We start from the raw sequence: 12662 nt of genomic DNA on the forward strand, positions 1-12662 counted from the left end.
AGGAATACCGCTTGCTGGCTGCGCAAGCGGGGCCATATGAGTTACCCTTTCGACATACGCCGCTCGCGAACCATACCTATACCTATGCCGAATTTCTCCATGCGCGATTCCGAGAATCGCCATCGCAGCATTTACCTGCTGCCGAACGCCTTCACCACCGCGGCCCTGTTCGCCGGCTTTTACGCCGTCGTGCAGGCCATGAACGACCGTTTCGAAACGGCGGCCATCGCGATTTTCGTCGCCATGGTGCTCGACGGCATGGATGGCCGGGTGGCGCGTCTCACGAACACGCAATCGTCGTTCGGCGAGCAGTACGACTCGCTCTCCGACATGACGTCGTTCGGCGTGGCGCCGGCGTTGGTCGCCTACGAATGGATCCTGCAGGATCTGGGGCGCTGGGGCTGGCTCGCGGCCTTTGTATATGTGGCGGGCGCGGCGCTGCGTCTGGCGCGCTTCAATACCAACATCGGCGTGGTCGACAAGCGCTTCTTCCAGGGCTTGCCCAGTCCCGCGGCCGCGGCATTGGTGGCGGGCTTCGTCTGGCTTGCGATCGATAACAAGCTGCCGATACACGATAGCGTGATGGCGTGGGTCGCGTTCGTGCTCACGATGTACGCCGGCATCTCGATGGTGAGCAACGCGCCGTTCTACAGCGGCAAGAGCTTCGCACTCGGCCGCAGCGTGCCGTTCTGGGGCATTCTGGTCGTGGTCGCCGTGTTCGTGTTCGTGTCCAGCGATCCCCCGGTGGTGCTGTTCGGCCTGTTCGTGCTGTATGGCCTGTCGGGCTGGGTGCTGTGGGCGTGGCGCTGGAACCGCGCCCGCCAGTTGCAGCGCGCTCGCCGCGCCGGCGGTCAGCACGACTGACGCTCGCCGCGTTGGATGAAACAGGGGCCGCTTATGCGGCCCCTTGTTTTTGGCGCGGCCTGCGTGGCCCGGTCTGCGCGGCCCGGCCTGACGCGGCCCGGCCTGGCATGGTTTTTCTGGTCTGGTTTGGTCAGGCCCGGCCGGTCTGGCTAGCCGTGGCAGCCCCGCAGGCCCGGCCTACAGCCCGAAGAAGCGCTCGTCGTCGTACATCGGGTCCGGGCCGGGATGAAAGCGGGTGACCTGCCGGCCGTCCGCGCCCAGGTAGACGTACATCAGCGAATTCCAGGCATCTGCCTCGCGGTAGCGATAGGCCCACACCACCTGTCGGCTGCTGCCCAGGCCGGCCTCGGACACGCGGGCGGGCGGGCCAAATTCGCAGCGCACCTGCTCGGCGCTCCAGGTGCCTTGCGAGAGCAGGCGGAAATGTTCGTCGCGCAGGATGGAGATCACCGGCCCGACCCGTCCGTCGGGCGTGACATTCGTGCCCCAGGCGTACTGGCCCATGGGCTGCTGCGTCCAGATGACCCGGCGGCCGCCGTCGGGGCGGTCGCAGAAGAAGTTGGGCCGGCCCCACTGCGCCTCGACGTCGGCAAGCGGAGTGCCGGCCGGTACCTGGGTCATGTTGGTGCAGCCCGCGAGCGCGCCGGCGAGTGCCAGCGCCGCGGCCAACCGGGCGAACGCGGAGGGGAGGGTAAGGGGCGGCGCGAACATGGTCAGCTCCAGGGGTGATTATTGGTGCCGGATGCCCGGCGGGGCGAGCGAGGCATCCCGGCGACACCGGACCACGAAGGGTTTCCGGTCAGTTTACCGAATCAGCTATAATTGCTGACGCTTTGCACATAGGCCGGGTGATTGCCCGGCTTTGTTCTGCCAAGCCGATTGCTTCCAGTGTGTTGTTTTCGGGAGCAATCCGCATGCCGCCGGCCGGGTTGTCGTAATGCCCGGCGCGGGCCGGAGAACATCCCGGCGGGCCATGCCACATCACCATTTTTTTAAACCCACGTCCGGGCGCCTCGGCCCTGACGCATGTCCGTAGAGGTCATCAAATGTCTGTCGCTGACATCAAGAAATCCGAAATCGTCTCGCAGTTCCAACGCGCTCAAGGCGACACCGGCTCCCCCGAAGTTCAGGTGGCTCTGCTTACCGCCCGCATCAACGAACTGACCGGTCACTTCAAGGCTCACATGAAGGATCACCACTCGCGCCGCGGTCTGCTGCGCATGGTCAGCCGTCGTCGCAAGCTGCTCGACTACCTCAAGGGCCGCAATCCCGATTCGTACCGCGCTCTGATCGAAAAACTCGGTCTGCGCAAGTGATCGACGGGGCTGGCTCCCCATGACGCCCAACCGTGGCCGCCGCGACATTGTCGCGACGGCCACGGTTTTTCATTTGTAAGGAATCATCGTCATGTTCAATAAAGTGACCAAGACCTTCCAATACGGCCAGCATACGGTCGTGCTGGAAACCGGCGAGATCGCTCGCCAGGCCTCCGGCTCGGTTGTCGTGTCCGTCGAGGACACCGTCGTGCTGGCTACGGTGGTGGCTGCCAAGAAGCCCAAGCCCGGCCAAACGTTCTTCCCGCTGACCGTCGACTACATCGAAAAGACGTACGCCGCCGGCCGCATCCCGGGTGGCTTCTTCAAGCGTGAAGGCAAGCCCTCCGAGAAGGAAACGCTGACCTCGCGCCTGATCGATCGTCCGCTGCGTCCGCTGTTCCCCGAAGGTTTCTACAACGACGTGCAAGTGGTCATCCACACGCTGTCCGTCAACCCGGAAATCGATCCCGACATTCCCGCCATGATCGGCGCCTCGGCCGCGATGGCCATCTCGGGCATCCCGTTCAATGGCCCGATCGGCGCCGCCCGCGTGGGCTACATCGACGGCCAGTACGTGCTGAACCCCACCGCCACGCAGCTCAAAAGCTCGCAGATGGACCTGGTGGTCGCCGGCACCGAAACCGCCGTGCTGATGGTTGAATCCGAAGCCAAGCAGCTGTCCGAAGACGTGATGCTCGGTGGCGTGGTGTTCGGTCACGAACAACAGCAAGCCGCGATCAACGCCATCCACGAACTCGTCCGTGACGCCGGCAAGCCCGACTGGGACTGGACCGCGCCCGCCAAGGACGAAGCCCTGATCAACGCCGTCTCGACCGCCGCTCAGGCCGGTCTGCAGGCTGCCTACCAGGTTCGTGACAAGCAGGCTCGTACCAACCAGCTGCGCGAAGTCTATTCCGACGTGCACGCCAAGGTCGCCGAGCAAGCTGCTGCCGCTGGCAACGACAAGCCCGACAGCGTCACCGTCGACAACATCCTGTTCGACCTCGAAGCCCGCATCGTGCGCGGCCAGATCCTGAGCGGCGAGCCCCGTATCGACGGTCGCGACACCCGCACCGTGCGTCCGATCAGCGTGCGCCTGGGCGTGCTCCCGCGCGCTCACGGCAGTGCGCTGTTCACCCGCGGCGAGACGCAGGCCCTGGTGGTCGCCACCCTCGGCACCAAGCAAGACGAGCAGATCATCGACGCCCTGATGGGCGAGTACCGCGATCGCTTCATGCTGCACTACAACTTCCCCCCCTTCGCCACCGGCGAAACGGGCCGGATTGGCGTGCCCAAGCGTCGCGAAATCGGTCACGGCCGTCTGGCCAAGCGTTCGCTGGTCTCGATGCTGCCGGCCGCCGATGAGTTCCAGTACACGATCCGTCTGGTCTCCGAAATCACCGAATCCAACGGCTCCTCGTCGATGGCTTCCGTCTGCGGCGGCTCGCTCGCGCTGATGGACGCTGGCGTGCCGATCAAGGATCACGTGGCGGGTGTGGCCATGGGCCTGATCCTCGACGGCGGCAAGTTCGCCGTGCTGACCGACATCCTCGGCGACGAAGATCACCTCGGCGACATGGACTTCAAGGTTGCGGGTACCGAAAACGGCATCACCGCGCTGCAGATGGACATCAAGATCCAGGGCATCACCAAGGAAATCATGCAGGTGGCGCTGGCCCAGGCCCGCGACGGCCGTCTGCACATCCTCGGCAAGATGCGTGATGCGCTCGACGGTTCGCGCACCGAGCTGTCGGCCTTCGCGCCGCGCATGCTGACCATCAAGATCAACCCCGAGAAGATCCGCGACGTGATCGGCAAGGGCGGCGCCACCATCCGTGCGCTGACCGAAGAAACCGGCACGCAGATCGACATCTCCGACGACGGCACGATCGTGATCGCCAGCGTCGACGAATCGCAGGCCAAGGAAGCTCAGCGCCGCATCGTCGAGCTGACCGCCGACGTCGAAGTGGGTCAGGTCTACGACGGTTCCGTGCTGCGTCTGCTGGACTTCGGCGCGATCGTGCAAGTGCTGCCGGGCCGCGATGGTCTGCTGCACATCTCGGAAATCGCCAACTACCGCATCGCCAACATCAATGACGTGCTGAAGGTGGGCCAACAGGTCCGCGTGAAGGTCATCGAAGCCGACGACAAGGGCCGTCTGCGCCTGTCGATCAAGGCGATCGGCGGTATCGAGCAGCAGACCGAGGGCCAGGCCCCGGCCGCCGAACAGCCCCAGGCTGAATAAGGCGAAACGAACGTGGCGCGCGAGCGCCGCGTTCGTGCAGGATCAAGACGCCGCGGCCTCGTGCCGCGGCGTTTTTCATTGGCGCGGGCGTACCCGTTCGAGCCCGTGTGCGGCCGGGCCGGTAGCCAGGACGCACACGCGGGACGCGCACAGCGTCACCCAGTTAGGGTAAATTCGTCCTACATCAAGGCGGCGACACGCCGCCGCGACCGATCACAGATGCCGGCGTCAGACGCGACCGGGTCACAGCAAGAGGGGAAGCGAACGCATGACGGGCAAGTTGCGCGCGTGCATAGCCGGGTGCCTGGCTTCGATCTGGTTGAGCGGTTGTATCGTGCCGCAGGCCACCCCATCGACCGCCCGGGCGACCGGGCCGAAAGGCGAGTCGATGTCGGCGGATCAGTTTGCCCAGACGGACTTCAATCGCACCGTCACGATCGAAATCCGCGACAACCTCAACAGCCTGTATTCGCTGCTCGACAAGCTCTACCGGCGCAACCCGCGCGAATGGCGCAAGACCGGCGTCACGAGCCAGGAAGACGCCGTCGCGCGCGTGAAGCGCCTGATCGAAACGCGGCGTTCGCCCCCGGGCCTGGCGGGTCTGCGCGATATCCAGATTCTCGCTGTTTCTCTTGACCCCAATTATCAGGGCGACCGCGTGGCCGCCTTCATCTACGGTCTGGCCGATACGCTGATCGCGGCGCACAACGACAAGACCCGCATCTACGTGTCCGATGTCCTGGACGGCCAGCGTCTCTACAATGCCGCGCGCAACGTCGAGGCAGCCGCCTGGCTGCTGTCGTCGCGGCGCAATGCGCAAGGCGAGCCGCTATTGCTCGCCAATGAAATGTCCGCCACTGCCATCAATCTGAGTTTCGAGCGCGAGTTCGGCGCTATCATCGGCCGGCTGGACCTGATCGCCAATCTGCTCGGCGAAAACTCCCGCCGCATCGGCATCAATTATGCGCAGGGCCTGCTTTTCTTCAATTTCCTGCCAGTACGTTAGACCGGACTTCAACGTGATCGACCTCTCCGCCATCCAGACCGCCCGCGAGAATCTGCGCGGACAAGTGCAGAAAACCCCGTTCACGCTGTCGCGCACGCTCTCCGACATCCTGGGCGCGCAGATCTGGCTCAAATTCGAAAACCTGCAGTTCACCGCCTCGTTCAAAGAGCGTGGCGCGCTCAACCGCATGCTGACGCTCTCCGACGCCGAGCGCAGGCAGGGCGTCATCGCCGTCTCGGCCGGCAATCACGCGCAGGGCGTGGCGTACCACGCGCAGCGCATGGGCATCCCCGCCGTGATCGTGATGCCGCGCTTCACGCCCACGGTCAAGGTCGCCAACACCCGCCGCTTCGGCGCCGAGGTCGTGCTGGCCGGCGACACCTTCGATGATGCGAAGTCGCACGGACTCACGCTCGCGCACGAACGCGGCCTCGTCATGATTCACCCCTACGACGACGAAGACGTCATCGCGGGGCAGGGCACGGTCGGGCTCGAAATGCTCGAAGACCAGCCCGATCTCGACGCCGTCATCATTGCGATCGGCGGCGGCGGTCTCATCTCGGGCATCGCCACGGCGGTCAAGACGCTCAAGCCGGACATCGAAGTGATCGGCGTGCAGACCGAACGCTTTCCGTCCATGTACGCAGCGCTCAACGGCCAGGAGCTCAACGCCGGCCACTACACGATCGCCGAAGGCATCGCGGTCAAGACGCCGGGCACCATCACGCAAGAGATCTGCAGCCGTTTGGTCGATCGCATCGAGCTCGTGAGCGAGGCCGATATCGAGCACGCCATCGTGGTGCTGCTCGAGATCGAAAAAACCGTGGTCGAAGGCGCCGGCGCGGCCGGTCTGGCGGCGCTGCTGCTGGAGCAGCAACGTGGCGCGTCCCGCTTCGCCGGCAAGCGCGTGGGCCTGGTGCTCACGGGCGGCAACATCGATCCGCTCATGCTGGGCGAGCTCATCGAGCGCGGCATGGTCCGCGCCGGGCGTCTCGCGCGCATCCGCGTCGACCTGCGAGACCTGCCGGGCGCGCTCGCGCAGGCCACCAAGCTGATCGCCGACGCGCACGCCAACATCACCGAGGTGCATCACCAGCGCGCGTTCACGACGCTGCCGGTGCGCAATGTCGAAGTCGATTTCGTGCTGCAGACGCGCGGCCCCGAGCACATTCTGGAAGTGATCGACGTGCTCAACCGGGCGGGTTTTGCCGCCAGCAATCACGATCATTGAGCTTGTGCCGGGCCCCGCGTGAACCGCCTCGGATCCGCGCCCGGCCCGCACGCCTTGCGTCTGGCCAGCATTTGGCCAGCACTCGGCCAGCATTTCGCCCGCTCGTCGTCCGCGCTCAGTCCGTCGCCTGTCCGGCGCCCGAAGCCTGCGCGGCGTACCGCTCCGCCAGCTTGCGCACGCGATACAGCCGCTCGCGCTGCAAGGTGGCTCCCAGCGGCTCGGGCTCGCGGCCCAGGGCCAGCCAGTCGGCGCTCACGCCGTTCACCGCCGCCATCAGCGCCTCCGGCTGCGTCTCGAACCAGCGCGCCAGCAGGTGATCCGGATTGAACACATCGAGGCCCTGGCGCCGCAGTTCGGAGCGATTGAAGTCCTTCAGGTTCCAGGTCATCACCTGCACGACGGGTAGCCGCTGCGCGCCGCAGCGCGCCCGCCGCGCCAGGCCGGCGGCGATCACATGGAAGTCCTTCGGGTCGCTGTAGCGCAGCCCGGCCTCGTACACGCCCACGTCGGCCTCGAGCGCGCCGGGGCAGCGTGCGTTCATCTCGGCCCATTGCTCGCTCATCACCTCGGGCGGAATCGCCCACAGTCGCGACGCATTGCGCCGCCATTCCTCGCCGATACGCTCGGTCCATACCGGCTGATACACGCCGGCCTCGGCCAGGCGCAACATCAGGCGGCGCACGATGCCGGACATCAGGACGCAGGCGTCCAGCACGATGAAGGGGGGAGGGGTTGCGGACGACAAGATGGGGAACGGCGAGGCGATGGGACGGCGCAAGAATAACCGGTTTTGCCGGGCGCGGCCCGGGCGAAAAGGTGTGCGACGCCGCGCGTCAGGGGGCGGGCGCGTTCACGGCCAAGTGCTTGATATTCCAGGTGGTGCACCCACCCGGGGTCGAACCGGGACGCCTTGCGGCGAGGGATTTTAAGTCCCTTGCGTCTACCAATTTCGCCATGGGTGCAATGGCGGAAGCGGTGGGATTCGAACCCACGAAGGGTATAAGCCCTTGCCGGTTTTCAAGACCGGTGCCTTCAACCGCTCGGCCACACTTCCGCGTGCGCACGGCGAGCGCCGCGCTCGGGTAACCCTGCGACCGTTACCGGCAAGTGCATGGATTCCCGTAAAGGGCAGCATAATAATCCATTTACCAGAATCACGACGGAGGCGTTTCATGAAAGCAGTCGAAATCACTCAGCCCGGCGGGCCGGAAGTCCTGGTGGCCAGCGAGCAGCCGATGCCTGTGCCCGCCGCGGGCGAAGTGCTGATCAAGGTCAGCGCGGCCGGCATCAACCGCCCCGACGTGTTTCAACGCAAGGGCAACTACGCGCCGCCTCCGGGCGCCTCCGAGCTGCCCGGCCTCGAAGTGGCCGGCGAGATCGTGGGCGGCGACGCCGCGCTGGCGGGCTTCAAGGTGGGCGACAAGGTCTGCGCGCTGGTCGCGGGCGGTGGCTATGCCGAGTACTGTGTCGCGCCCGCGCTGCAGTGCCTGCCCATCCCCAAGGGGCTGAGCGACATCGAGGCTGCCGGCCTGCCCGAGACGTACTTCACGGTGTGGAGCAATGTGTTCGACCGCGGCGCACTGGCCGACGGCGAGGCGCTGCTGGTGCACGGCGGCGCGAGCGGCATCGGCACCACGGCGATCCAGATCGCGCGCGCGATGGGTCACACGGTCTATGCCACGGTCGGCAGCGACGAGCGCGTGGCCGCCGTCGAAAAGCTCGGTGCCATCGGCATCAACTACAAGACGCAGGACTACGTCGAAGAGATCAAGCGCCATACCGGTGGCAAGGGCGTGAACGTGATCCTCGACATGGTGGCGGGCGACTACATCAACCGCGATCTGAAGTGCCTGGCCGACGACGGCCGCATCGTCATCATTGCGCTGCTCGGGGGCCCCAAGGCCACGATCGACTGCAACGAGCTGATGCGTCGCCGCCTGACCGTGACGGGTTCGACCCTGCGTCCGCGCTCGGTCGAGTTCAAGGGCGAGATCGCGCGTGCGCTGCGCGAACGCGTCTGGCCGCTGCTCGAAGCGGGCAAGATCAAGCCGATCATTCACGCCACGCTGCCGCTCGATCAGGCTGCCGCGGGCCACGCCATGATGGAAGCCGGTGAACAGGTCGGCAAAATCATCCTGACGGTCTGACGATCTGCCTCGGCGCAATTCGCGCCGACACGCTACAATCATGGGTTTGGCTCGGGAAGCTTTTCGGGCCGATCGCCCCCTGTCCGGCCCCGAGGGTCCTGTGGGATGGTTACCGTGAGCGCGCCAGCGCGCGCACCGGGCCTCTCTCAGGGCGCTTCCAGGGCCTCTTTATCGCCCACTATTGCGCATGACCCAAACCGCGAATCGCGCCCGCCTCGTGCTGGGCAACTGGAAAATGCACGGCAGCCTGGCCGACAACGCCGCGCTGCTGGACGCACTGCGTGCGGCCGATGCCGCCAGCCACTGTCAGATCGGCGTGTGCGTGCCTTTCCCGTACCTCGCCCAGACGGCTCAGGCCTTGGCCGGCAGCGCCATCACCTGGGGCGCGCAAGACGTGAGCGCCCAGGCCAAGGGCGCCTTTACCGGTGAAGTGTCGGCGTCGATGCTCAAGGAATTCGGCTGCCGCTGGGCGCTGGCCGGTCACTCCGAGCGCCGCACGCTGCACGGCGAGAGCGACCAGCTCGTGGCCGACAAGGCCCGCGCCGCGCTCGAGCAAGGTCTCACGCCGGTGGTCTGCGTGGGCGAATCCCTCGAACAACGCGAAAGCGGCGACACCCTCGCCGTGATCGAACGCCAGCTCGCGCCGGTACTGGCGCTGGGCCGCGAGGCCGTGGCCGCCATGGTGCTGGCCTATGAGCCCGTGTGGGCCATCGGCACCGGCCGTACCGCCACGCCCGAGCAGGCGCAAGAAGTCCACGCCGCGATCCGCGCCGCGCTGACCAAGCTGGGCGCGCCGCAGGTGCAGGTGCTGTACGGCGGCAGCGTCAAGGCTGCCAACGCGGCCACCCTGTTCGCCATGGCCGACATCGACGGCGCCCTCGTGGGCGGCGCGTCGCTCGTGGCCGAAGAATTCCTGCGCATCGCCGCAAACTAAGTTTCCGTACGGAGTCTGTAATGTCTATGATCCTTCCCACCTTGATGATCGTGCAGGTCGTGTCCGCGCTGGCGATCATCGTGCTGGTGCTGTTGCAACAGGGCAAGGGAGCCGATATGGGCTCGTCCTTCGGCAGCGGTTCGGCCGGCAGCCTGTTCGGTGCCTCGGGCGCCGCCAACTTCCTGTCGCGCAGCACCAAGTGGGCCGCCGTGGTGTTCTTCGCCACGACCGCCGGCCTGGCCTATGTCACGCACAGCAACAACGGCGTCGGTGTCGACAGCGGCATCATGCAAAACTACCAAGACCGCTCGGTGCCCCAGGCGCCCGGCGCCGGCCCCTCGGCTCCCGGCACGCCCGCGCCGAACTCGGTGCCGTCCGTGCCCGCGCCCGCCGCGCCGGCCCAGCCCGACGCCTCCGTGCCCAGCGTGCCTGCCACGCCGGCCCCGGCACCGGCCGAAGCGCCCAAGCCCGCGCAGTAAGGCATCAACAGTCAAGCGCGGGGTGAGTGGTCGGCACCCCGCGAGCTCAGGTCTTTCGTGGCAAGACCGCGGCGCACCGGGATGCACGCGTTGGCTTCCTCCCGGCGCCGCAAGCAAAAAAGCCTCGCGATTTTGCACAATCGAAAAACAGTGCTAGAATGCACGGCTTTCCAGGACAGCGCCAAACAAGCACTGTCAGCCAGGCGAAAATCCTTCGGGATCTACGCCACGGATGAAGAAGACCGAGGGCACGCCGCAAGGCAAACCCGAGCTTCGTTTCCCAGGCACTGGAAAAATCTGGTGAATGCCGACGTGGTGAAATTGGTAGACACGCTATCTTGAGGGGGTAGTGGCGAAAGCTGTGCGAGTTCGAGTCTCGCCGTCGGCACCAAGAATTTGTCCAAGGTCGTCCCTGGACGTGTAAAGAACCCGCATCTCTCCTATGAGGATGCGGGTTTTTTGTTGCCTGGCGTCCCCGTTTGTCCATCAGCATCCATTGCGTTTGAGTAGGGCTTTGAGTATGTTTTTGGCTACATACTTAAAACGGGCCCTATTTATGCCTAGTCTGGCAAAAGGATTGACCGATCTGGCGGTCAAAAATGCGAAACGCAAAAACAAGCGCTACACCCTAGCAGACGGGGGAGGCCTACATCTCGAGGTGCTTCCGACGGGCAGAAAATCCTGGTTTTCGCGGTACAGACTGCCAGATGGCAAGCAGCGCACTGTCGTCCTGGGTTTATATCCAGTCATGAGTCTCGCTGAAGCTCGTCTGAAGACGGAAGAAGTTCATTACGCTAGCAGGACGGGCGGGTCAATTGTCGGGGCGAGAGCCGAGGCAAAGATGCATGTTCAAGCTCTGACTATGGAGCAGGACCGGATTCAGCAGGCGGCCGAGGAGTCTAAGCGCTATTCGTTCGCCCGACTGTCCGAGGCTTGGCTAGCATTCCGTAAGAACAGTTGGGCTCCTGAGAGCTATCGAAAGGCCCAATACGTAGTTCGGAAATTGCTTCAGCCCGCCATCGGCGAGCGAGACATGCGCACGCTGCGTAGTCCTGATGTGACCGACACGCTGCGAAGCATTGCGGCGAATACTCCAAGCTTGGCCAAGAAAGCCCAGCAGTACCTAAACGGCGTCATTGAGTATTGCATCCACGAGGGTGTCCGCGGGGATGATCAGGTGCTCAGGCTGAAAGGCATTCTACCTAGTCACCGGGGTGGGCATGTGCCGGCCGTGACTCGACAGCAGGAAGTTGGCCAACTGATGCGGACGATCCAAGCCTACGAAGGTATTGTTGTCCGTTCAGCGTTGCTGCTCGCGGCCTGGACCGCCTTACGTCCCGGCGTTGTCGCGAGCGCCAAATGGTCAGAAATAAATCTGCAAACAGCGGAGTGGCATATTTCGGGCATGAACGCCGATGGATCTCGGCGTATGAAGACGGGGAATGACCACCTCGTCAGTCTGCCGACGCAGGCCATCGCAATGCTGACGGACATGCAGCGGTTCTCAGGTGGGGATATGTACGTTTTTCCTGCCGTGGGTAAGCTTAAGAATCCACATTTGCACCGGGATGCGCTTTCCCGCGCGCTGCGCTTGATGGGGTTTGCAGGTGAGCACAGTCCCCATGGGTTTCGCGCAATGCTCCGCACCATAGCGCGCGAGCGGCTTAAGATCGATTTCGATGTGCTGGAAGCGCAGCTTGCGCACGCCAAACGGGACCAAATCCAGGCGGCCTATGACCGAACAGGGTTTGTGGATGAGCGTCGTGAGGCAATGCAGAAGTGGGCGGATTACTTGGATGTGCAGGCTGCCGGGTAATGATCAAGAAGCTGCGTTCGGCCACCGCTATGGATGCTGTTGTGTGAGGAATGTGAGCCGATTTCGATATGAAGACCGCTTGAAGTGCTCGCCGCCCTATGTTAGATTTTCATCCACAGCACCCTCGCTGTAAGGTGTGATGGTCTACCAAGTATCAAACGACCGTCATTCCTTCTGCCCTCTTGCCGCTCTGGCTGAGGCATAGAAGATGCGCCTAATGGTAATAGGCTCCTCCAGTTCCGTATAAGTCGCTCCAATGTGCCTGGTAAGCGCCTCGTAACCCATCTTCGTCCGACCGGGCGTTTTACAGATGGGAGAATTTCAGCGTGTTGTCTGACAAGCTTATTGGCCTTCATGAGGTCTGCGGGATCGTGGGCCTCAAAAAGTCGACGATCTATGCGCTCATTGCTGCGCAGCGTTTCCCCCGTATCGTTAAGTGCGGTCGAAAGACCCTGTTCTCTGCAAGCCAAGTAGATTCTTGGGTACAAGATCGAATTAGAGAAAGCGAGCTGGCGACCTAGGCAAGTAACAAGTCCTCCACTCCAGATAGAGAAATGGCGTGCCCTTTCTCCCTGCAAAAAAAGTGAGTGATGTGAGCGTACTTGTTTACTTATTTTTATGCCT

General features: G+C 64.1%; 12 protein-coding genes and 3 tRNA genes. 11 read left to right on the forward strand and 4 right to left on the reverse strand.

The genetic code is table 11. The features are described 5' to 3' along the window. The first annotated feature begins 84 nt into the window (after positions 1-84). Entirely contained in the window at positions 85-864 is a 780-nt protein-coding gene (gene pssA / locus CEK29_RS05435; protein ID WP_094799659.1) for a CDP-diacylglycerol--serine O-phosphatidyltransferase, read from the forward strand. A gap of 177 nt (positions 865-1041) precedes the next feature. On the opposite strand, the gene CEK29_RS05440 is transcribed toward pssA, so the two are convergent. After that, positions 1042-1575, reverse strand: coding sequence for a hypothetical protein (locus CEK29_RS05440; protein WP_094799658.1), 534 nt, complete (start codon positions 1573-1575; stop codon positions 1042-1044). Positions 1576-1910: 335 nt separating this feature from the next. Here CEK29_RS05440 and rpsO point away from each other — a divergent pair, with 335 nt between their 5' ends. The 4 genes from rpsO to CEK29_RS05460 all read left to right on the forward strand — a co-directional run bounded on the left by rpsO (position 1911) and on the right by CEK29_RS05460 (position 6662). After that, positions 1911-2180, forward strand: a complete 270-nt coding sequence (gene rpsO / locus CEK29_RS05445; RefSeq protein WP_094799657.1) for a 30S ribosomal protein S15 — start codon at positions 1911-1913, stop codon at positions 2178-2180. Positions 2181-2271: 91 nt separating this feature from the next. Further along, positions 2272-4425, forward strand: coding sequence for a polyribonucleotide nucleotidyltransferase (gene pnp, locus CEK29_RS05450; protein ID WP_094799656.1), 2154 nt, complete (start codon positions 2272-2274; stop codon positions 4423-4425). Positions 4426-4693: 268 nt separating this feature from the next. Then, positions 4694-5431: a hypothetical protein gene (locus CEK29_RS05455; protein ID WP_094799655.1), complete on the forward strand. Its 738-nt coding sequence runs from the start codon at positions 4694-4696 to the stop codon at positions 5429-5431. Positions 5432-5444: 13 nt separating this feature from the next. Beyond that, a complete protein-coding gene (locus tag CEK29_RS05460) occupies positions 5445-6662 on the forward strand; it encodes a threonine ammonia-lyase (protein ID WP_094857524.1) in 1218 nt (405 codons plus the stop codon). Between the two features lie 115 nt (positions 6663-6777). On the opposite strand, the gene CEK29_RS05465 is transcribed toward CEK29_RS05460, so the two are convergent. The 3 genes from CEK29_RS05465 to CEK29_RS05475 all read right to left on the reverse strand — a co-directional run bounded on the left by CEK29_RS05465 (position 6778) and on the right by CEK29_RS05475 (position 7716). Then, positions 6778-7356, reverse strand: a complete 579-nt coding sequence (locus CEK29_RS05465) for a PIN domain-containing protein (protein WP_440588306.1) — start codon at positions 7354-7356, stop codon at positions 6778-6780. A gap of 183 nt (positions 7357-7539) precedes the next feature. After that, a tRNA-Leu gene (locus CEK29_RS05470) sits at positions 7540-7624 on the reverse strand. A 2-nt stretch (positions 7625-7626) separates the two neighbouring features. Next, a tRNA-Ser gene (locus CEK29_RS05475) sits at positions 7627-7716 on the reverse strand. Positions 7717-7834: 118 nt separating this feature from the next. Here CEK29_RS05475 and CEK29_RS05480 point away from each other — a divergent pair. The 6 genes from CEK29_RS05480 (at position 7835) to CEK29_RS24180 (ending at position 12559) form a co-directional block, all read left to right on the forward strand. Next, a complete protein-coding gene (locus tag CEK29_RS05480) occupies positions 7835-8809 on the forward strand; it encodes an NAD(P)H-quinone oxidoreductase (RefSeq protein ID WP_094799653.1) in 975 nt (324 codons plus the stop codon). Between the two features lie 187 nt (positions 8810-8996). Continuing rightward, complete coding sequence (gene tpiA / locus CEK29_RS05485) at positions 8997-9743, forward strand: triose-phosphate isomerase (RefSeq protein ID WP_094799652.1); 747 nt, start codon at positions 8997-8999, stop codon at positions 9741-9743. Positions 9744-9763: 20 nt separating this feature from the next. Further along, positions 9764-10222 carry a preprotein translocase subunit SecG gene (gene secG, locus CEK29_RS05490; protein WP_094857525.1) on the forward strand — a complete coding sequence of 153 codons (459 nt, stop codon included), beginning with the start codon at positions 9764-9766 and terminating at the stop codon, positions 10220-10222. A 306-nt stretch (positions 10223-10528) separates the two neighbouring features. After that, positions 10529-10613, forward strand: a tRNA-Leu gene (locus CEK29_RS05495). 129 nt (positions 10614-10742) lie between these two features. Continuing rightward, a complete protein-coding gene (locus CEK29_RS05500; RefSeq protein ID WP_255176081.1) occupies positions 10743-12038 on the forward strand; it encodes a tyrosine-type recombinase/integrase in 1296 nt (431 codons plus the stop codon). A gap of 326 nt (positions 12039-12364) precedes the next feature. Continuing rightward, on the forward strand, positions 12365-12559 hold the full coding sequence (locus tag CEK29_RS24180) for a helix-turn-helix transcriptional regulator (RefSeq protein WP_094857526.1): 195 nt from the start codon (positions 12365-12367) through the stop codon (positions 12557-12559). The last annotated feature ends 103 nt before the right edge of the window (positions 12560-12662 follow it).

It is taken from the genome of Bordetella genomosp. 5 (assembly GCF_002261475.1).
GTDB lineage: Bacteria > Pseudomonadota > Gammaproteobacteria > Burkholderiales > Burkholderiaceae_B > Bordetella.

Bases quoted from the DNA above. Each gene is read 5' to 3' on its own strand.
- pssA (WP_094799659.1), top strand. From the start codon at position 85: ATGCCGAATTTCTCCATGCGCGATTCCGAGAATCGCCATCGCAGCATT.
- CEK29_RS05440 (WP_094799658.1), bottom strand. From the start codon at position 1,575: ATGTTCGCGCCGCCCCTTACCCTCCCCTCCGCGTTCGCCCGGTTGGCC.
- rpsO (WP_094799657.1), top strand. From the start codon at position 1,911: ATGTCTGTCGCTGACATCAAGAAATCCGAAATCGTCTCGCAGTTCCAA.
- pnp (WP_094799656.1), top strand. From the start codon at position 2,272: ATGTTCAATAAAGTGACCAAGACCTTCCAATACGGCCAGCATACGGTC.
- CEK29_RS05455 (WP_094799655.1), top strand. From the start codon at position 4,694: ATGACGGGCAAGTTGCGCGCGTGCATAGCCGGGTGCCTGGCTTCGATC.
- CEK29_RS05465 (WP_440588306.1), bottom strand. From the start codon at position 7,356: ATGTCCGGCATCGTGCGCCGCCTGATGTTGCGCCTGGCCGAGGCCGGC.
- CEK29_RS05480 (WP_094799653.1), top strand. From the start codon at position 7,835: ATGAAAGCAGTCGAAATCACTCAGCCCGGCGGGCCGGAAGTCCTGGTG.
- tpiA (WP_094799652.1), top strand. From the start codon at position 8,997: ATGACCCAAACCGCGAATCGCGCCCGCCTCGTGCTGGGCAACTGGAAA.
- secG (WP_094857525.1), top strand. From the start codon at position 9,764: ATGTCTATGATCCTTCCCACCTTGATGATCGTGCAGGTCGTGTCCGCG.
- CEK29_RS05500 (WP_255176081.1), top strand. From the start codon at position 10,743: ATGTTTTTGGCTACATACTTAAAACGGGCCCTATTTATGCCTAGTCTG.